13 protein-coding genes are annotated in these 21,435 nt (G+C 35.9%); 10 read left to right on the forward strand and 3 right to left on the reverse strand.

The genetic code is table 11. The features are described 5' to 3' along the window. Window positions 1-158: 158 nt before the first annotated feature. From C1638_RS12705 to C1638_RS12715, 3 genes are all read right to left on the reverse strand, one after another. Window positions 159-7,037: an RHS repeat-associated core domain-containing protein gene (locus tag C1638_RS12705; RefSeq protein ID WP_109621505.1), complete on the reverse strand. Its 6,879-nt coding sequence runs from the start codon at window positions 7,035-7,037 to the stop codon at window positions 159-161. 98 nt (window positions 7,038-7,135) lie between these two features. Next, window positions 7,136-7,594, reverse strand: a complete 459-nt coding sequence (locus C1638_RS12710) for a T9SS type A sorting domain-containing protein (RefSeq protein WP_109621506.1) — start codon at window positions 7,592-7,594, stop codon at window positions 7,136-7,138. A gap of 7 nt (window positions 7,595-7,601) precedes the next feature. After that, a complete protein-coding gene (locus C1638_RS12715; RefSeq protein WP_109621508.1) occupies window positions 7,602-8,453 on the reverse strand; it encodes a cell wall anchor protein in 852 nt (283 codons plus the stop codon). A gap of 351 nt (window positions 8,454-8,804) precedes the next feature. On the opposite strand from C1638_RS12715, the gene C1638_RS12720 reads away from it, so the two are divergent. The 10 genes from C1638_RS12720 to C1638_RS12765 all read left to right on the forward strand — a co-directional run bounded on the left by C1638_RS12720 (window position 8,805) and on the right by C1638_RS12765 (window position 21,405). Further along, a complete protein-coding gene (locus C1638_RS12720) occupies window positions 8,805-9,131 on the forward strand; it encodes a DUF6660 family protein (protein ID WP_109621510.1) in 327 nt (108 codons plus the stop codon). Between the two features lie 136 nt (window positions 9,132-9,267). Beyond that, window positions 9,268-13,629, forward strand: coding sequence for a CusA/CzcA family heavy metal efflux RND transporter (locus tag C1638_RS12725; protein ID WP_109621512.1), 4,362 nt, complete (start codon window positions 9,268-9,270; stop codon window positions 13,627-13,629). Between the two features lie 76 nt (window positions 13,630-13,705). Further along, window positions 13,706-14,935, forward strand: coding sequence for an efflux RND transporter periplasmic adaptor subunit (locus tag C1638_RS12730; protein ID WP_109621782.1), 1,230 nt, complete (start codon window positions 13,706-13,708; stop codon window positions 14,933-14,935). Between the two features lie 134 nt (window positions 14,936-15,069). Next, the gene (locus C1638_RS12735; protein ID WP_109621513.1) at window positions 15,070-15,948 is read left to right on the forward strand and encodes a bestrophin family protein; all 879 of its coding nucleotides are present in this window, start codon (window positions 15,070-15,072) and stop codon (window positions 15,946-15,948) included. Between the two features lie 14 nt (window positions 15,949-15,962). After that, window positions 15,963-16,862 carry a cation diffusion facilitator family transporter gene (locus C1638_RS12740; protein ID WP_109621515.1) on the forward strand — a complete coding sequence of 300 codons (900 nt, stop codon included), beginning with the start codon at window positions 15,963-15,965 and terminating at the stop codon, window positions 16,860-16,862. Between the two features lie 17 nt (window positions 16,863-16,879). Further along, window positions 16,880-17,299, forward strand: a complete 420-nt coding sequence (locus tag C1638_RS12745) for a Fur family transcriptional regulator (protein ID WP_076353214.1) — start codon at window positions 16,880-16,882, stop codon at window positions 17,297-17,299. Between the two features lie 377 nt (window positions 17,300-17,676). Next, window positions 17,677-19,326: a heavy metal translocating P-type ATPase gene (locus tag C1638_RS12750; protein WP_438829980.1), complete on the forward strand. Its 1,650-nt coding sequence runs from the start codon at window positions 17,677-17,679 to the stop codon at window positions 19,324-19,326. A gap of 535 nt (window positions 19,327-19,861) precedes the next feature. After that, the gene (locus C1638_RS12755; RefSeq protein ID WP_109621519.1) at window positions 19,862-20,224 is read left to right on the forward strand and encodes a hypothetical protein; all 363 of its coding nucleotides are present in this window, start codon (window positions 19,862-19,864) and stop codon (window positions 20,222-20,224) included. A gap of 244 nt (window positions 20,225-20,468) precedes the next feature. Then, window positions 20,469-20,741, forward strand: coding sequence for a YHS domain-containing protein (locus C1638_RS12760; protein ID WP_109621521.1), 273 nt, complete (start codon window positions 20,469-20,471; stop codon window positions 20,739-20,741). Beyond that, window positions 20,728-21,405, forward strand: coding sequence for an SCO family protein (locus C1638_RS12765; protein WP_109621523.1), 678 nt, complete (start codon window positions 20,728-20,730; stop codon window positions 21,403-21,405). Before C1638_RS12760 ends, C1638_RS12765 begins: the two co-directional genes overlap by 14 nt. Window positions 21,406-21,435 lie beyond the last annotated feature (30 nt).

A 21,435-nucleotide genomic window follows, 5' to 3' on the forward strand; every position in this document is an offset into this window, starting at 1 on the left:
ATTTTAATAGAAAAAACCTGCCCCACTAGTGGGACAGGTCTTATTAAATAACAATTGTTTCGCAAACTTTGAAAATAGTAGTTGTTCAAAAAGCTATTTTCTACTCGACCATATTTTATATCTTAATTTCAACATAGCTTGCCGGTGAGAATATAAAATTATTGCTTATTGTTTTCTTCTGGTATAAAACGTGAAACTTTAACATCTGCATCTAATTCATTGTATTGAGCTCCATATGGTCTCAAAATATCATATACTTTGATGTTGAATATGGTAACTAAAGCCCATTGTTCATAAATTCCTTTTGCCTGGTAATATGCCCATCCTTGTGGTTTAGGAGTATGTCCATTATTATAGTCTTCTTGACCTACATATTGCTGAAGGACGTGTCCGAATTCATGTCCAAATAGTTCTGGTGAACCATTCTTGTGTGGCATTGTTACATTGTTTCCAATTGTAATGGCATTTTTTGATATAACTAAACTGAGGATTCCTCCATGTCTCCAAGCTATATTTTCATAAGGAACATTGGATTCTTCAGACATTTCTTTTACGTATTTTAATTGCTTCTCATCAGGTGTAAATGTAGGCCCCATGAAAATAATTTTCCCAAAAGCTTGGCCTGCTCCATTATATGCCCCATTTTCAAAACCTTTTTTGAAGCCATCCCATATATTATTTCCTCTGAATATAGCGGAGAATCCTCCAGTAACAGCTCCAGTAATTCCATATTTTGTGGAACTATGTAATAATTCTCCTACAGCATTTTTAGCCCATGCTCCTAAGCCGTTTCCTCCAAGTGATTTCCATCCAGGTAACTTATTTCCGACAATTGAGCCAATTATTGCTGTAGCAAATGTGGTAGCATCTATTTTGCCATCTATCATTAATTGTGTGACTGTATTAGAAAGGAGATTCCAAGTTCCGGTATTGAGTATTGAACTGGCCGGGGTAAATAAGGAAGTTCCCAAAGCATTGAGTCCTCCTGCTATTCCACCTGCTATGGCTCCTCCTAATACTGATTTACCAAAGCCTTCCCAATTTTTAGTTATTAAACCTTTTATAGTATAGGCAAGTATCCCAACACCTGCTCCTACTATAGCACCGTATAGCGCTCCTACGGCCACTTTTACGAGTATTGGAATTAAAAAGAATACTTCTCCACTTGGGTCGTTGTAAATTAAAGGATTATTAAGTACATATCCATATTTATTATAATTCTGTGTATTATAGGGAGATTGGATATTCTCATCAGGATTTAAGAATCTTCTCAACAGCGGATCATATAATCTTCCGTTCATATGGATGATTCCTACTTCAGCAAAATGTTCATGTGAAGTGTATCCTCTTTCCAGTAATAATCCTCCTGTGGTTAGTATCTCTTGGATTTTGCTTTGGTCTGTTATAACTTGTCCATTACCTATTTGAAGATGAGTTAAATTACCCCATGCATCAAAGTGTCTCTGTTCAAGCTTATTTCCAGCCTCATCACTTATGGCTAAGATACTTCCTAGATAATCCTTATGTAAGAATTTATAAGAACCGTTGGTTTCATCATAATTTTTTACATATACAATATTGCTTTCATAAGGTGAGCCTCCAATATAAATAATATGTTTTTCTTTTCCTGTTGTATTATCTTTCAATATTTCAAAATTTCCGTCTTCACTATAGAATTTAGTGAATCGTCCTTCTCCGTCAGCACTGAAGTTTCCACCATAGGTAACTCTTTGCCTCATATTGGTAATTCCGTATTGGAAAGCAACATCACCTTTCATCCCATCAATAAATACAGGATCATTATTTTCATTATAAAGAATATTTTGAATCAAATCATTGCTGTAATTTTGAGTTCCAGCAGCGTTCAAGGACATTCCTGTAGGTTGATAAACCTTTGAAGAATTGCCAAATTTTATGGTTCCTACTTGGTCATTCTCAAGTATCCTACCTTTATTATCATAAACATTAAGAACTGCCATTTCTGTCTTAGTTCCTGTCACTGGATTTGTCCAGTTGATTAATCGGTTATTATTGTCATAATCAAACGATTCATTAATGTAAAAATCACCTCCTGTGGTTCTTGCTTCTACTTCATTTTTAAGGGGGTTGAAATTGTATGAAAGTAGTAATATATGTTTTTTAATGGCTGAACCGTGATTTACTTGACTTAAAGTACCATCCGGTTCGTATGTTTGATTAATCTCTGAAGCTCCCAGCTGTGCCTTTAGAATTTGCCCTTTATGATTCGTTTCTTTAAGCTCCCAAAGGATTTTTCCTGAGTTTTTATCCCTGACCTTATACAAGTCTCCATTCCAGGCATTGTATATATTTTCTATCTGTACTTTAGTTAATATTCCAGCAGAAAAAAGTTGTTTTTCGTAAGATGTAATTCTGGCTTTGTCATCATACGTCATCCCTTTCTGGATAAAATATTTGCCATTACTGCTTTCTGATGATGAAAGGACTCTGCCTTGGGGGTCAAACGTTATATTGGTGTTATAACTCTGTCCTTTTGATGTCCCTGATTTGGAAATATTCCTTCCTTTATCATCGTACACGTAGGATATTGTTTTATTTGTAGTCTTGCCTCCGTCTATTGTAGAAATTTCTTTTTGAGAGATAAGTTGGCCAAGATTATTATAAATATATTCTTTGATCCCTTTAGGGCTAATAACTTTTCTAGCCTGTCCTAATCCATCATATTCAAATTTGTAAGTTCCATTGGAAGGGTCATTGAATTCTGATTTTCTTCCCCAGGTGTCAAACTTTGTTGTAACAATGTTTTCACCATACTGAGCCTTGATTTGTTCTCCTGCAGCATTATAAGAAAAATTAATAGTTCCCCCTTTATCTGTACTATGAATGATACTCCCAAGAGCATCTTTGGTTTTAGAAGTTGATCTTCCATAGCCATTCATTTCTTTCTCTGTAGTTGTATTTCCTGAAACTGTTGTTTCGATCTGTTTACCATTAAAGGCTGTAACTGTTATTTTAACAGGGTAAACTGAATCATCATATATTATAGAGTTCCATTGTGATGGACTTCCTCCTTCAGAATAAGGTTCACTTTCACCTATTTTTCTTCCTAATGCATCATACTGAAAGTCTTTAGAAAAGTATTCTCCTTGTGCAAAAGCCTTAGTTGATGTTTTGTAATCTAACCCCCATTTATTAACATGCTTTTTAGAAATATTTCCATTAGGATCATTTTGAGTAATGATAATATTATAATCCTTATCTTTTTTATATTGAAAAGTGGTAATACCTCCTAGATTTGATTTAGCAGTAAGAAGCTTGCCCCAAGCATCATAAGTATTACTAAGAATATTACCTAATGGATCACTTTGGGTTAGTATTTGCCCCCAATCATTATAAGTGATATTGGTTTCCAGCCCCAGATTATCTGTTTTCTTAACAATAAATCTCCCTTTTGCTTCATACTGAGATTTGATGTTGCGGCTTTGAGAATCAACGCTGTTTATTGTTGTTGTTTGAATTATATTTCCAAATCCGTCATGATCATATGTTTCTTGTAGCCAGCCAGTATTATCGCGGTTCCAAGTTTTCATTGTTTTTAGAAGATTGTTTTCATACAAAAACTCTTTCTTCGTAGATTTAGTATCACCATAGGCTGATGTGATCTCTGTTTTAGATTGAGGGCGACCAATATAGTATTCAGATCCTATTCCAGATGGGTTATGGAAATAGTTATATGCTGAAGCGGTAACCGCATAACCATTATTAATTTTAGAAATGTTTTGTGACGGAAGATAATAGTTTCCATAAGTAATTGAATTTTCCGTAATAGTCCCGGTTAAAAAGTCCTTGGTCTTGGTAATAGTTGGTACAATTACAGTGACAATTTTTGATTTATCAATATCAGTAATAGAAGCAGCTACTTGGTTATTGATCAGTTTGTCCGTTTTATAGACTGTAGATTTAAAGGTTAATAATTCTGAATTATTTTCAGAAATATCTGCTGGAAAAACTTTTGCTTCATTTCTTGTTCGGATTGACCATTCTTTAATAGGCAGGCTTTCATTCAATGGATCTATTTCAATACCATTCCATACTTTATTGCTTTCTAAGCCGTCTGCATACCATGATGAGCGTGCCGTTTGACGGAATCCTATCATTCCACGTCCTTGAAGATGAACTAATAGCCCTCTATAAAGGAAATCCTGTTTTTTACCGGATTGCTCAAGCTGGGAAACAGCAAATGACTGTAGAGCATTTTTGAGTTCCATATAAGGATATTTCTCTTTTTTAACCGTCTGATAGAAGTTAGGAGAAATATTTGGATCAAGTTCTTTGTAACGAATAACAGTTTTAATACCTGATTGGGAAATAGAGTTGATACGGGCCTCTTTAGAAACATCATAAAAATCAATTCTCTTTACCCTATCTCCTGAAACTCCCCTAATAGTACTTGGGCTAACAAGAATGATCTGATGAATAGATTGATTGATTTTAAAACTGCCTAAAAGCTCCTGAAGATCATATTTTGTTCTTTCATTAAGATATGTTTGTCCTCCATCCATTGGACTTCTATCTCCCAATGGACCTTCACTAAATGCATATCGAATATCATTGTTGAACTTTTTTTCTCCCGTTGAGATTTTGATATCAACGGTATTATGATAATAGATATTAAAAATTGTTTGAGAGCTACCAAGCTTAACTCTCTCTTTTCGATAGTTGAAAGTAACGAAATCACTCTTTCCATCTCTGTCAAGATCATATGCTTGGTGACTTGTTCTTTCTACATTTGCTGTACCATCTTTATTGGAGTTTACAAGTTGGTCTTTGCGGAATAATGCAAAATTAGGTTTAAATTCTTCATCAAAATATTTGCCTGTCGATTGGTATAAATACCAGTCTGTAGTTGTGTCCGATGCAGGAATTAATAAATCACTTTTTCCATCTCCATTAAAATCACCTATAACGGCTCTTTGGGTTATCCCTTTAGTTCTCTCATCGTTTAAATAGAAACCATTTTCAATAACTGAATAAAGATTATTAGGTCCTTTCTGAAACTGAACAATAAATGCCCTATTCCCACTATCAAATCTTAGAAAATCAGTTTTTCCATCTCCATCAAAATCTCCCATCTTGTAAGTTTCTAGTATGTCAGTATTGTAGGGATAAAAAGACATTTGAGAGTAAGACTGTGATATGCTGACAGCATTATCCATGTTGGCTACAATATATCGTTTCCAATCCTGAAAAGTTTCGTCAAATTCTGGAAGACCTATTGGAGCATTGGGATCCTGAGGTTTTTGAGATTTTGTATGTACAGCATCATTAAAACCCATTATTAACTCAGAAATACCATCCCCATCAAGATCTAATTCCATAAGTTTTAATGGTGTAGTTTTGAAACGGGTACCACTTTCCATTGGGGCAATTTCAGGAGTTGTAAGGTCGTAGACCGATTTAGGAAGAATCTTTGTATACTGATGCTCCAATTGATTTGCCTGATTAATGGAATAAATAAATAGCTGGATATCTCTAGTGTCATTAGCAACTTTATAAAAAGCAAATCCTTGTTGGTTTTCCATAATTCCTGAAAGAGTCTTAAAAGAGATAGGTATTGCTTTCTTAAATTCATCTTTTGTGATATCTATAGAACCAACAAATGTTATTTCTCCTTGCCCCTGCGGTTGATCTAAAGCTTTTTTTGTTAAGTAGAAACCTGCCGGTTTATTTATTGGATTAATACATATTGGATTAAAGCCAGTACCCCCAATATTCTCACAGACTCTGAAAGGTTGGTCTCTATATTCTAAAGCGTCTATTTTACCATCCCCATCAAAATCCCCTAATAATCCTGATTCAAGCGAGTGGCTTATTGACTGGGTCCAGTCGGTTCCTCTTGCGGAATTTTCATATTCAAAGGTTACTGGATTGGCCGCTTTATTCGCAGAGTTGTACTCAGTGACCTTATCTAGAAATTGATAATTGGTTCCATTGCTGTCTTTCTTATATTCGAGACGGTATGTTTTGAAAGGTTGTGAATGAGTTTTTACTAAAATTTCCGAGAGGATTTTGTATTGTTTATGTTCTAATCCTTGTACATAAGATATTTCTTTTAGATCTCTGTCTCTGTATATAAATTCAATCAAATTAAAATGAGGCTTATTCAGCTTCTCATTTCCTCCCCATTCTATTGAAGATATTCGCATAACACGGTTTGAAGTTCTAAAACCTCCGGTATCAGAATCAGATGCATAGTTGTAGGAAATGTAATTACCTTGTATATCTTTCCACTTTACAATATTATATTCTAGAGGGGTTGTTACTGTGGGTTTGCCATTAACATTTGCACCATATGAACCGTACCAAGCTTGTGATCCGTCTTCAAATGTGACCTCAAAATATTCAGGCCCGACATCTTTTCCATTTACTGGATAATTTCCTACAGATTTAATTTTTATGTTAGAATATTTCTCTGTAACATATTCTGCTCCGTCTTTTCCGTATTCCCCAGATTTTAATATTAATCTTTGCCCGTTGAAGCTATAATCGTCGGAATAATCAATTTGTACAGGCTTAATTTCTTCATATGCTTCAAGTGTTTTACCAATCCTTGAAATAGAAGTGATTCCTGAAAGATTCCAACTATATCCTGCAATACCGTTCCCGGTACCACTGAGGTATACGAGGTTGACCTGTGGGGCTACATCTTTTATTCCAGGAGGTAGAGCAACAGGTAATGTAAATTGTATCTGACCTGTGCCTGTAACTTCGATATTTCCCTTTGTATCGTGGAATTTTATACTATCTTCTATTGTTCCTGAGGGATTATTAGCTCCTGCATTAGAATCTATTGGTCCTCCACCTGGACTCTCTGTAGCAGAACCTATTTTTGCCACAAACGTATTTGAGATATTCGATTTAGCATGAAATCCTTGTGTCATAACTACTGTCTGCGGGTCCTGAACCGTCCGTGAGGTAGTCTCTGCCTGATAGAGGATAGTCTGGGACAACCCCCATACAGAACACAAGGATAATATCAATGATGAAAAAAATTTCATTGTTATATTAGTTATTTTATAAATGATTACTGATATATAAAAATATTATAGAGAACACTGATTAATCTTTAAGTTTTTTCAATGCCATCATTCTCATTTTATCTTTTGGTGACATTTCTGCTGAAGACTCTTCCATCTTTCAACGTAAAACGTAGAATATAAACACCCCAGTCATATCCAATCATGTTGATTTTAATCTGACGGTTTAGTCCGGGATTATTCTGTTGTTGAAATTTCCAATGCACAGTACTATGCTGGTAAAGTGAAACAGATTCGATAAGACTGTCCACTTCTTCAGTCCAGTCGATGGTAAGGTAGTCATTCACAGGAACTGGATACAATCTGATTTGTTTCCAGAATGCTTTTTCATCAATAGCAGGTTCCTGTTTTGTAATAGCTGCTGCTTTTACTATTTTTTCAGAAGCCTCTTTTCCTGCCTCGTTAATACCTCTATACCTTTGGTTTCCTGCTTCGTCATATTGGAAATAAACTTCAGTTTGTGAAAAACCTAGAAATCCAATGGACAGAGAAAATAAAGAAAGTATTTTTCTTTTCATCAGTTATTTATTTTTTTGTAGAAAGTAATTGCTGTACTTGTTCTTTTAGTTCTTTAATCTCCTTAGACTGGGATTTTAATTGCTTATTTTGCTCAATAGAATAAAGGGTTAATTCCTCTATCTTTTCTAAAAGCTTAGCATCCATTTCACCTAAATTAATTCCATCTTTTTCTACTTCTTTTGCAGATGGAATATTGGGTAAATGCCCCTTTTCTGAAATATGTTTCTCTACATCTTCTAGCGTGCGAAGTTGATATCCTTTTTTAAATACATAATCTGCCCAACCATTAGCAGCCGGATTTTCAACTTTGATCTGCTCTGCCTTTATTCCTTTTTTTACGTAAAAAATAAAATTAGGATCATTGTCGTATTGATCTGTTCCTACAGTTACTTTTCCTGTATTAAATATGATTAGATTGCTTTTGTGTGCTCCATCAGTAAATTTTATTCTGGTAACATAGGGAGAGTTGGGAGTGCTGGTATCTGTATTAGGGTCTATAGCATTATCATTTGGCATATTAAATTCCATATTTCTTCCACCAAAGTTTCTTAGAACAAAATCTCCAGGAGTTGTCCAGGGAGAAAGACACCCAGGGCATAGAGCTGCGGCTGCTTCTAGCCTACCACCTTTTGTTGTACCCTCTGCTGTTTGATCACCTATAACAATACCATTGTGGTATGGACTGGCAAAGACTCTTAATCTTTCTTGATTGTTTGTTTTAATGATAAGATCTTGATTATCATTTGTCCCGAGAAAGTTGTTTGACGGGTTTGTTCCTGAATTTCCTGTTATGTTCCAGCTTTGTGCAAAAATGCTAGATGCAGAAATGGTAAAAACGAATAGTAATGTACGTTTCATATATTAATGTATAAATTAGTTTTTAAATTGAAAGAAATGTAAATATTTCTAAGTAGTAGTGAATAGAATCGTCTATGAGTAGAGGTTATTTAAGTTTTTACAAAGATAATAAACGATCATGGTAATCTATATTAAATCCTCTATTTGTGGGTGTTTTGCAAAGGTTTTGTGATTAGTTTGTTATTATGGTAAATAAATTAAAAAGAGAGGTGCTTTTTTAATAATAAATAACGATCTGGTGAAAAATTGTGAATTTTTAAAAATGTATTAAATGAAAAAAAAATTGATTTTTATCATGTATTTAAAATTGAAACTTTACCCATTTTAGAAAAAAACTTTACCTTTGTCACAATGAACTTGTTAAGATGGATATTGGCAATTTATTTCATGGCGTTATCATTGATGCCCTGTGAAGACGTGTCTCATCTTTCATCAGATTCAGGAGATACAAAGTTTTCATTAAATATTCAGGGAGTTCATTCAACAGAAAAAGGTGATATTTGTTCGCCTCTTTGTGCTTGCAGCTGTTGCCAAATTACGGTTTCAGCATTTAAGATGGACCCTTTGTTAGAAATTCCAGAGCAGATTCCTGCTTATTTTTCTAAGAAAATCTTATTCCATAAAAACGACTTTGCCTACCAGGTGTATGATCACGTCTGGCAACCTCCTAAAATTTAATTTTATTGATTTTTAGAAAGTTCTCTTTCTAAACGTGTTTGAAACTTTGCAATACCATTGCAGAGGTTTTCAGGATATTTTTGCTGCAGTATTAAGCTGTACGCAATGTATTTTCAATAAAAATTAAATATAAATCGTGTTAGATAAAATCATAAAATTTAGTATCAAAAACAAAGTTGTTATTGGTATTATGACCCTGATACTGATCATTTGGGGAACGTGGAGTGCCACAAAATTGCCCATAGATGCAGTGCCAGATATTACAAACAATCAGGTGCAAATCATTACCGCTTGTCCTACATTGGCAGGGCAGGAAGTAGAGCAATTGGTCACCTTTCCCATTGAGCAAAGTATCGCAAATGTTCCGGATATTCAGGAAACAAGAAGTATTTCAAGATTCGGACTTTCTGTAATTACAGTGGTTTTCAAGGAAGATGTAAACATTTACTTTGCCAGACAGCTTATCAGTGAACAATTAAAAAATGCAGTAGAGGAAATTCCGAAAGGAGTGGGTACTCCTGAATTAGCTCCCGTAAGTACAGGGCTTGGAGAAGTATATCAGTATATTCTTCACCCGAAAAAAGGAAGCGAAAAGAAATACAATGCCAAAGAATTAAGAACCATGCAGGACTGGATTGTCCGCAGACAGCTTAACGGAACCCCGGGAGTAGCGGAAATCAACAGTTTTGGAGGAGAATTAAAACAATATGAAGTAGCTATTGATCCCAATCGTTTAAAGGCGATGGGAACCAGTATTACTGAGATATTTACAGCTCTTGAAAAGAATAATCAAAATACGGGTGGAGCTTATATTGATAAAAAACCCAATGCTTATTTTATCCGAGGAATAGGACTTGTAACTTCTCTGGAAGATATCAGGAATATTGCCGTTAAAAATGAAACAGGAAGCGTTCCTATTTTTATAAAAGATGTTGCCGATGTTCGTTTAGGAAGTGCTGTACGCTATGGAGCGTTAACCTATGACGGAAAAGTGGATGCCGTGGGTGGAGTAGTGATGATGCTAAAAGGCGCCAATAGTAATGAAGTTGTTGGTAACATCAAGGAGAAGATTCCTAACATTCAGAAATCGCTTCCGGATGATATAGTGATAGAACCATTCTTAGATAGAACCGATTTAGTAGATAGAGCTATTAGTACCGTTCAGAAAAACCTGATCGAGGGAGCGTTAATCGTTATCTTCGTTCTTGTTGTTTTTCTCGGAAATCTTAGAGCAGGGCTTATTGTTGCCTCTGCCATTCCACTTTCCTTATTATTTGCATTGGGAATGATGAATGTCTTCGGAGTGAGTGCCAATCTGATGAGCCTTGGGGCAATAGATTTCGGGTTGATTGTGGACGGAGCGGTTATTATCGTAGAAGCAACCTTGCACCATCTTGGACTAAGGAAATCAATGAGGACGTTAACCCAGTCTGAAATGGACGAAGAAGTTTTCTTGTCTGCCTCAAAGATCAGAAGCAGTGCCGCATTCGGGGAAATTATTATCCTGATTGTATATATTCCGATTCTTACCTTAGTCGGAATAGAGGGGAAAATGTTCACTCCAATGGCAAAAACAGTAGGATTTGCAATCTTGGGAGCTTTGATCCTGTCATTAACTTACATTCCGATGATGAGTGCTTTGTTCTTATCCAAAAAAATATCACACAAGGAAACTTTTTCAGATAAAATGATGAATCGTCTTCAGAAGATTTATCAGCCATTATTACAGAAAGCTATTAAAGTAAAATATATTGTCGTTTCAGCAACAATAGCGGTTTTTGTGATCTCAGTATTTACCTTTAAAAATATGGGTGGTGAGTTTATACCACAATTACAGGAAGGAGATTTTGCATTCCATTGTATTTTACCACAAGGAAGTTCCTTGAGCCAGAGTATAGAAACCTCCATGCAGGCTTCCAGAATCATCAAGCAGTTTGATGAGGTGAAAATGGTAGTCGGGAAAACAGGATCTGCTGAGGTGCCTACAGACCCGATGCCACCCGAAGCAACCGATATGATTGTTGTATTAAAACCACAAAGCGAATGGAAAACTAAAAAATCCTACAACGAATTGGCCGATGAGATCAGTGAAAAACTGGAAACAATTCCTGGGGTATTCTTCGAGAAAAACCAACCTATTCAGATGCGTTTTAATGAACTGATGACAGGGATCAGACAGGATGTTGCCGTGAAAATCTTTGGAGAAAATCTTGATTCATTGGCTGTGTATGCTGATAAAGTTGGAAAGATTATTCAGACTGTGGATGGGGCTACAGCTCCTCAGATTGAAAGAGTAAGTGGTCTTCCGCAGATCAATGTACAGTACGACAGAACAAGAATTGCCAATTACGGATTAAATATAGAAGATGTGAACAATGCGGTAAGTACTGCCTTTGCAGGAAAGGCTGCCGGACAGGTTTTTGAAAATGAAAGACGTTTTGATTTGGTAGTACGTCTGGACAGTCTTCACAGAACAGATATTTCAGATGTAAATAACCTGATGATTACCTCAAGCACTGGAGCGCAGATTCCATTGTCGCAGGTTGCTAATGTGAGTTATAAGCTTGGTCCTGCCCAAATCAGCCGTGAACAAGGAAAACGTAGAATTGTAATAGGATTTAATGTGAAAGGCAGAGATGTGGAAAGTGTAGTAAAGGATATTCAGGCAAAACTGGATAAGGTAAAATTACCATCCGGATACTACTTTACCTATGGCGGGCAGTTTGAAAATTTACAGGAAGCAAGCAAACGTCTGATGATTGCAGTTCCGGTATCGTTGCTTCTTATTTTTATGTTATTGTATTTTACATTCCGTTCATTCAAGCAGGCTGGACTAATCTTTACGGCCATTCCAATGAGTGCCATAGGAGGTGTTTTTGCCTTGATTATAAGAGATATGCCATTCAGTATCAGTGCGGGAATCGGATTTATTGCTCTTTTTGGAGTAGCGGTTCTTAATGGAATTGTATTGATAGGAACATTTAATCAATTAGAAAAAGATGGTGAGACAGATATTTTAAAACGTGTTTTTGAAGGAACAAAAACCAGATTAAGACCCGTTTTGATGACTGCTACCGTAGCATCATTGGGATTCTTACCGATGGCGATTTCTACAGGAGCAGGAGCAGAAGTACAAAAACCTCTGGCAACAGTAGTTATTGGAGGATTGGTATCGGCAACATTCCTTACATTATTCGTTCTACCCATGCTGTACATTATTTTTAATACAAAGATTTTGAAAAGAAAAAATAACCAGACGGGATCATTTACAATCATTCTTCTTTTAGGATTAATGATGATGGGGCAGACCTTTAAAGCTCAAACCCGACCGATATCCGTGGAAGAGGCTGTACAAATGGCGATGAATAATAATTTAACGTTACAGTCAAAGGACTTAAGCATAAAATCTGCAGAAGCTTTAAGACCTACGGCAAAGGAACTTCCCAAATTAAGCTTTGATGCTCAGCTGGGACAATACAACAGTCCGAAATTCGACCAGTCTTTTGCTATTTCACAAAGCATTCCTTTTCCCACATTGTTTAAGGCAAGAAAGGAACTCATTAATGAAAATATTAAGAGTAAACAGATTGATAAAGAGGTTACAACCAACGAGCTTGTTAAAGACGTTCGGACCTATTATTACCAGATTGAATATCTTCAATATAATAAAGAAAAACTGACCAGTCTGGCTGGTTTTTATGAAGAATTTATCAGAATTGCAACAGTAAGATTTAAAGCTGGTGACATCAAAAAGATCGAAATCAATACAGCAGAAACTCAAAAAGGAGAAATCGATCTGCTACTGAGACAGAATGAAGTGTTTCTTAATAATGCCTATAAAAATTTAAAAACACTCCTGAATACTTCAGAAAACCTGGAAGTGCCATTCAAAACAGATTATGAACCTTTAAAGGCAGAAAATGTATTGGATAGTGCAGTGGTAGCCAATAACCCTACAGTCAAAGCTTTTTATCATGAAATGGAAATTGCAGAGAAAAATAAAAAAGTAGAAAAAGCTCTGGGGTTACCGGATTTTAGTTTGGGATATACAAACCAGTCATTAATAGGATTCCATACCATAAACGGACAGGAAAATTTCTATGATTCCGGGAAGCGCTTTCAATCAGCAACAGTAGGAGTGGCAATACCTTTGACATTTGGTGCTACAAAGGCAAGAATGCAGGCTTTAGAATATGATAAACAGGTGGCAGAAACTAATGCGAGAATGCAGAAAAAACAACTTTCTGCCCAGTTGGAAAACGCCTTTAGCCAATATCAGCAGGATAGGCAGCAGTATGATTACTACACCAATCAGGCGCTGCCTAATGCAGAGAAAATTGTAAAGGCAGCTCAACTAGGATATAAAACAGGGGAAATTTCCTATGTAGAATATCTTTTTGCCTTACAGACAGCTACCAATATTCAATTAAAATATCTGGAATCCATCCAGCAGGTGAATCAATCTGTGGTTACCATTAATTCAATCATTAACAAATAATATGAAGTCGCTATTAACAGAAAATTCCCCAATGAAGATGATGGCATACGATTTTAGAAAAAATAAATATTCGCATATGAAACTCAAATATAATATCATATCTCTTGTACTAATCTCTCTGTTTGTAATAAGCTGTGGAAAAAAAGAATCTACAGAAGAAAAAGCTCCGGAAAAGACAGAACAGAAAGAAACAACCCATGAAGAAGCTCCGGAAACTATCGCCTCATTAACTGAAGAGCAGATGAAATCAGTAGGAGTGGCTTTGGGATCGGTAGAAATGAAGGAACTTACCTCCACCATCAAAGCAAATGGTCTTTTAAGCGTACCGAACAGTAATAAGGCAACCATTACATCTCTATATGGCGGAATTATTAAAACAATAAATATCCAGGTAGGAAGTATTGTAAAAAAAGGACAGGTCATAGCCACTATTGCTAACCCTGAATACATCCAGCTTCAGGAAGATTATCTGACTACCAATAGCAGAATTACCTACGCTGAACAGGAATTCAGAAGACAAAGAGAGCTTTTTGATAATGATGCAGGGGCCAAGAAAAATCTTCAAAATGCAGATGCCGAATTGAAAACCTTAAGAACCAAAAGAGCCTCTCTTTTGAAACAACTTCAAATGATGGGAATAAATCCAGGAAGTGTAAACAATGGTAACATGAAATCCGGTTTGGTTATTACAGCTCCAATCAGTGGGACAATCAGTGGTATCACAGCGCAGATAGGAAGTTATGTAGATATTTCCTCTCCTGTTGCGACAGTGATTGATAATGGCTCCATCCATCTGGATCTTCAAGTGTTTGAAAAAGATCTTCCAAAAATGAGGGTAGGGCAGATTGTTCATTTTAAACTGACCAATAATCCCGAAACGGAATATGATGCGAAAATTTATAGCATTGGATCTTCTTTTGAAAACGAAAGCAAGACCATCTCCATGCACTGTGAGGTGATAGGAAATAAATCAGGACTGATTGATGGGATGAACATTACAGGACTGGTAAGTCTGGATAAAAGTACAACACCTGCAGTTCCTACCGAAGCCATTGTAGAAGCAGACGGAAAATACTATGTCTTTGTACAAACTGATAAAAAGGTAGAAGAAGAGCATGACGAAAAAGGAAAACCACATCCGAAGACCCTGAATTTTGAAAAAATGGAAGTAGTAAAAGGAACCTCAGATATGGGATACACTGCCATTACTTCTATTGGACAAATTCCGGATAATGCCAAAATTGTTGTAAAAGGAGCCTTTTTTGTAAATGCTAAGCTCGTGAATTCAGGAGAGCACGAACATTAATGAAAGTGTTTAAAACCAATAAAATGTCGATTTTTATACTTAAATTAGAGCTGTTTACGGAATAATTTTTATTGAAGTAAAAACGACTGAGGGAAAGCAAAGAGTATCTTATAAAATTTAATACATGCCCAACTATGCTATTAAACAAAAAAATATCAGTCTGGTATTTCATCCGTGAAATAAAATCTCAAATTCTGTTTATCGGAATATTCGCTGTAGTCATTGGACTTTTGGATATGCTGCCGTGGTTTCGTAAAATTTCACTTCCTCTGAACATTCCTGCGCTTTTAGGAACTGCAGTTTCGTTATTGCTGGCGTTCAGAACGTCCCAATCCTATGAACGATGGTGGGAAGCCAGAACGGTTTGGGGAGCCATTGTGAATGATTCCAGAACATTGGTGAGATTGGCCAGTCAATTTTTACCCGAGGGAGATAAAAACATCAGAGCCATTGCAGAAAGGCAGATCATCTGGACTTATGCCTTGGGAGAATCTTTGAGAAAACTGCCCTTTTCGGATAAAGTTCAAAAATATTTGGATGAAAATAAAATCAGTGCGGTTAATATTCCCAATGCACTTCTAGATGCCCACTCCAAACAGTTTAAGGAAATTGCTGCTTCCAAAGGGCTTACAGATTTCCAGCAGATGCAACTGAATGATATGGTCACAAGACTTTGTGACAGTATGGGAAAATGTGAAAGATTAAAAAATACCGTTTTTCCAAGGTCTTACAGTGTTTTAGTGCATATCCTGATCTATGTGTTTGCTGCTATATTGCCCTTTGGGTTGGATGATTCACAACTGACGATAGAGATTATGGTTACTTTTCTGATTCCGATCGTGTTTATTATGATAGAAAAAACATCTATCATTATGCAGGATCCATTCGAAAATGGACCGGTGGATACTCCCATGACTTCTCTTGCGCAGACTATAGAAATCAATATCAGACAAATGATTGGGGAGCAAAATGTTCCTTTAAAAAAAGAAAATACATCCTATTATGAAATGTAATTAATCCAGTAGCTATGGAAACCAAAACACAAACACAACTTCCCTCTGCAGGGAGCAGACATAAAAAAAACCTCCTGATTGTACTATGCCTTAGCGGTACCTATCTCATTGCTGAGGTGATAGGAGGGCTTGTTACCAATAGTCTTGCCTTATTAGCCGATGCAGCACATATGCTGACGGATGTTGTAGGATTATTGTTGGCATTTATTGCCATAAAAATAGGAGAGAAAAAAGCGGACCCCTCCAGAACCTACGGATATTACCGTACAGAAATACTGGCAGCAGTTATTAATGCAGTGGTTCTGTTAGGAATTTCAATATATGTTCTATTTGAAGCATATCGACGTTTTCAGGACCCACCGGAAGTACAGAGTAAATCTATGCTGATTGTGGCAGGGATAGGACTGTTGGTAAACATTGTCGGAATGATGATCCTAAGAAAAGACTCAGAAGGAAGTTTGAACATGAAAGGAGCCTACTTTGAAGTTCTTTCAGATATGTTAACTTCCGTAGGAGTCATGATTGCCGGAATTATTATGCTGACAACAGGCTGGTATTATGCCGATCCGCTGATTTCTGCAGCCATTGGATTATTAATATTTCCAAGGACGTGGAGACTCTTGAAAGAAGCAATCAACGTATTATTAGAGGGAACCCCAAATGATGTAGACATCCATGAGCTACGCAAATCACTGGAGCAGACGCAGGGGGTGAAAAACGTTCATGATCTTCACGTATGGTCTTTAACATCAAGTGTCAATGCGATGAGTGCACACATTGTGAAAGAAGAAACATATCCCCAGAATCAATTATTGAAAACATTAACAGACCAAACGGTAGAGAACTTTAAAATAAACCATACTACTTTTCAGATAGAAGATGATGGTTATGAAGAAAATGAAGTCCATCTGTAAATTTTAAATTGTTGAAAATGAAAAAAGATATAGAAAATAAGCTCATTGATAAAAATACCAAACCCACCAGTATGAGGATTCTGGTATACGATTTTCTAAGCTCACAGGACGCAGCAATGTCTCTCTCTGAGATAGAAAATCACTTTGATAATGCAGACCGAATTACCATTTACAGAACATTAAAAACCTTTGAAGAAAAAGGAATTGTTCACAGCATACAGGAAAATACAACCACAAAATACAAGTTATGCGATGACGATTGTGATGAGAAAACCCATAAGGACTGGCATCTTCATTTCTATTGCAAAATATGCAAGCAAACGACATGTAAAGAGGATATTTCCTTTCCCGAAAATATTCAGACCAATTTTAGGATTGATGAAATAAGGCTTTTTGCCAAAGGAATATGTGAAAATTGTCTTGAAAGTTTGCAATAGCATTGCATCCGTCTCACCATTAAATTTGTATAAAAATATCAGTTATGGAAAAGTGCTGTAGTACAACCCCAGAAAAAATAGAAAAAAAAGGACACAATCATAATCATTCAGAGGGAGATGGACATGACCATGACGGCCATGATCATTCACATGATTCCGGAGATCAGACGATGTTTCAGATGTTTCTTCCGGCCATTATATCCTTTGTGATCTTATTGTTAGGAATCGCTTTTGATAATTATATAAAACCAGCATGGTTTGCAGGTTGGGTAAGGTTGGTGTGGTTCTTGGCAGCCTATATTCCAGTAGGATTTCCGGTATTAAAAGATGCTTATAAAAGTATTATTAAAGGAGATGTATTTTCAGAATTTTTTCTGATGAGTATCGCTACCATTGGTGCTTTTGCTATTGGAGAATATCCTGAAGGAGTTGCAGTAATGCTTTTTTATGCCGTAGGAGAGGTTTTCCAATCTATGGCGGTAACCAGAGCAAAAGGAAATATAAAAGCCTTATTGGATCAACGTCCCGATGAGGTAACGATTATGGAAAGTAATCAGCCTAAAACCATTAAAGCCAAAGAAACCAAAGTAGGGAATATTATCCAGTTGAAGCCTGGAGAAAAACTGGCATTGGACGGGGAATTACTTTCAGATTCCGCATCATTCAATACAGCTGCGCTAACGGGAGAAAGCAAACCGGATACTAAAAATAAAGGTGAAGTTGTATTGGCAGGGATGATCAATATGAACAGTATAGCCCTTGTTAAGGTAACTACAGCTTATGAAGACAGTAAATTAAGTAAAATATTAGAGCTGGTTCAGAATGCAACTGCTCAAAAGGCGCCTACAGAACTATTCATTAGAAAATTTGCTAAAGTGTATACGCCAATTGTAGTGCTTCTTGCCATAGGAATCTGTTTCTTGCCCTATTTCATTGTAAATGATTATCAGTTCAGAGATTGGTTATACAGAGCATTAATCTTCCTTGTAATTTCTTGCCCTTGTGCCTTGGTAATTTCCATTCCGTTGGGATATTTCGGAGGAATTGGAGCAGCAAGCAGAAACGGAATTTTATTTAAAGGAAGTAACTTCCTGGACAGCATTGCGGAGATTCAAAATGTAGTGATGGATAAAACCGGAACGATGACTGAGGGAGTCTTCAAAGTTCAGGAAGTAAGCATAACTTCCGAATTTAATAAAGATGAAATTCTTCAATTAGTCAATGTACTGGAAAGCAAAAGTACACACCCTGTGGCAACGGCCATTCACAACTATGTAGGAGATATTAATTACTCCATTCCGATGGAAAATGTAGAGGAAATTGCAGGACATGGATTAAAAGCTACAGTTAATGGAAAAGAACTTTTGGTAGGAAACTTCAAGTTAATGGATAAGTTCAATATCCAATACGATATTAACCATGCTAATATTGTATACACCCTTATCGCGGTAGCTTATGATAAAAAATTTGCGGGATACATCACTATTGCCGACAGTATAAAAGAAGATGCAAAAGAAACGGTTGATAATCTTCACAAAATGGGAGTAAAAGCCACGATGTTGAGTGGTGATAAAGGAACCGTTGTAAAATATGTTGCAGATCAGCTTGGTATCGATAACGCCTTTGGAGACCTTTTACCGGAAGACAAAGTAAATAAGGTTAAAGAAATTAAGGCAAAAAATCAAACAGTGGCCTTTGTGGGAGATGGTGTAAATGATGCACCTGTAGTTGCTTTAAGTGATGTAGGAATAGCCATGGGTGGCTTAGGAAGTGACGCCACCATTGAAACGGCAGATGTAGTTATTCAGGATGATAAACCAAGCAAGATTCCAATGGCTATCAATATTGGAAAGCAAACGAAAAAGATCGTTTGGCAGAATATTATTCTGGCCTTTGCAGTAAAAGCAGTGGTTTTAGTACTTGGAGCCGGAGGTCTTGCAACCATGTGGGAAGCTGTATTTGCAGATGTTGGAGTAGCATTGTTAGCTATTTTAAATGCGGTAAGAATTCAGAGAATGAAGTTCTAGAAAGTAAATAATAAACACAACTAAATTATATTAATAAAGGCTCTGCTGTTTTCAGCAGGGCTTTATATTTGTAACCATCAAACATACAGTATTCAATTGTATCTCGAGTATCCAAAGAAAAGCCCCACTGAAAACCATCAGCAGAGCTTTAACAAGATTAAACTTTTATAAAGAACTAAATGTTTTTTTTTGATAATACAAGGAAGTCAAATGTTTGTTTCCTATTCTGAATTAAATTCAGAAGCCTTATATTCAAAGTTCGTGATAATATTGACTTGATGACAGACACAGTTTTGTCAATTTTATAGGTAACAGCTCGCTAATTGAATTGTACAAAACTTTGGGGAAATTCTTTCATCTCAATAGCGGTCAGCATTAAAAACCCTTACAAATTCCGGCCTAAAAATATATGCTTGATCACCAAAATCTGCGAGAGATAAAAATTGCAAAACAATAAAAACCATCAATGACATTCATCATAAATAGGGCATAAAACAATTTCGAAATAGTATATTTGTAACACAAAACTGAAGAGTTGAAGTTATTTATTTCCATATTTATCATTTTTACGGTTGCAATACGTCCTGTTTTGCCGCTGGTAAACTACGTGGTAAACTATGATTATATTGTAAATAACCTTTGTGAAAACAGAGAAATTCCTCAGTCTACCTGTAAAGGAAAATGCTATGTGGAAAAAGAACTGGCTAAAACAGAAAAGCAATCCAATAGTTCACAAACTATAAAGATTGCAGGGCTGGATGTTTTTCTTTCTAATGATATCCTTTCATTTTCGGATAAAAAAGACCTTGAACAGCTGGTGGAGACTCCAGATTCAGAGTGTCTTGACTTCCATTCTTCAGATTATTTTTTCAGGATATTCCATCCTCCACTCATTTAATTTCAAATTAAACTAAGTTTTTAGTTTTTTTTTAACTAACAATGTATTAATCATTTAAATAGGCAGGATAATTTTAAGCTTACTGAATCTGATTGAAGTAATTTTAAATAAAATCATTGTGTCTTTTTATGATGTAATCTAATGGACTTCAACAATGATTTTGTTAAAGTTTGGATTTTTTTCATGATGCATTGCTTAGTGTTATACCTTTATTCAATAATATTAATTTCAATTTAACATTAAAATGAAATCTCCAATTATTTTGGCGGCATTGCTGTCAATATCATTGCTATCCTGTGCAAAAGAACCTCAGGTGAAGCATAAAAACAATATGAGTTCTTCCAAGGAAAATATAAAAAATGTACAGGTAGTGAACGAAGAGGATCCTATATGTCATATGAAAACGGCTGAATTTTTGAAAGATACTGCAGTATATAAAAATAAGACATACGGTTTCTGCAGTTCTTATTGTAAAGATGAATTCAAGAAAAATCCTGAAAGTTATGCCCAAAAATAAACAGACTAATAACAAGAGTAAGGTCATTATTCCAATTGCAGTTATTGCCTTATTGTTTCTGGGAATAGGAGTAGGAATGGGATATTTTAAAAAGAATCTGTATACGGTAATGCCGGTTCCTGGTTTTGAACTTACAGACCAAAACAGTAAAAAAATTACGAATAAGGATATGCTTGGAAAAGTATATCTGGTAGAGTTTTTCTTTAGCAAATGTCCTACCATATGTCCTGTGATGAATAGCAATATGAAAGCTATTCAAAACCAGATCAGTGATCCTAATTTTGGAATTATTTCCATTAGTATTGATCCGGAAAATGATACTCCGGAAGCCTTAAAAGAACATGCTCAAAGAATTGGAGCGAAATCTCCGAACTGGCATTTCCTGACAGGTGACAGAACCTATATCGGTAATCTTGCAGATAAATTCAATATTTATGTGGGAGATAAAGAGGATGAAAGCGAAAGTTTAAATCATAGCGGAATGATTGCCTTGGTAGATCAGGAGGGAAATATCCGTTGTAGATACAACAAGGACAATATGCCAATCCTGTATTATTCAGGATTAAATTATGAAGATCCGGAGGGGAAGACACCGAAACTAACCGGTAAGTATCACCCCGACAGAGAAATTTTGATAGAAGATATCAAGAAGCTTTTAAAGTAAGTAGCGGAAGCATAGGGCTTCCATTTAATA

This window comes from Chryseobacterium oncorhynchi, assembly GCF_002899895.1.
In the GTDB taxonomy this organism is placed as follows: Bacteria; Bacteroidota; Bacteroidia; order Flavobacteriales; family Weeksellaceae; genus Chryseobacterium; species Chryseobacterium oncorhynchi.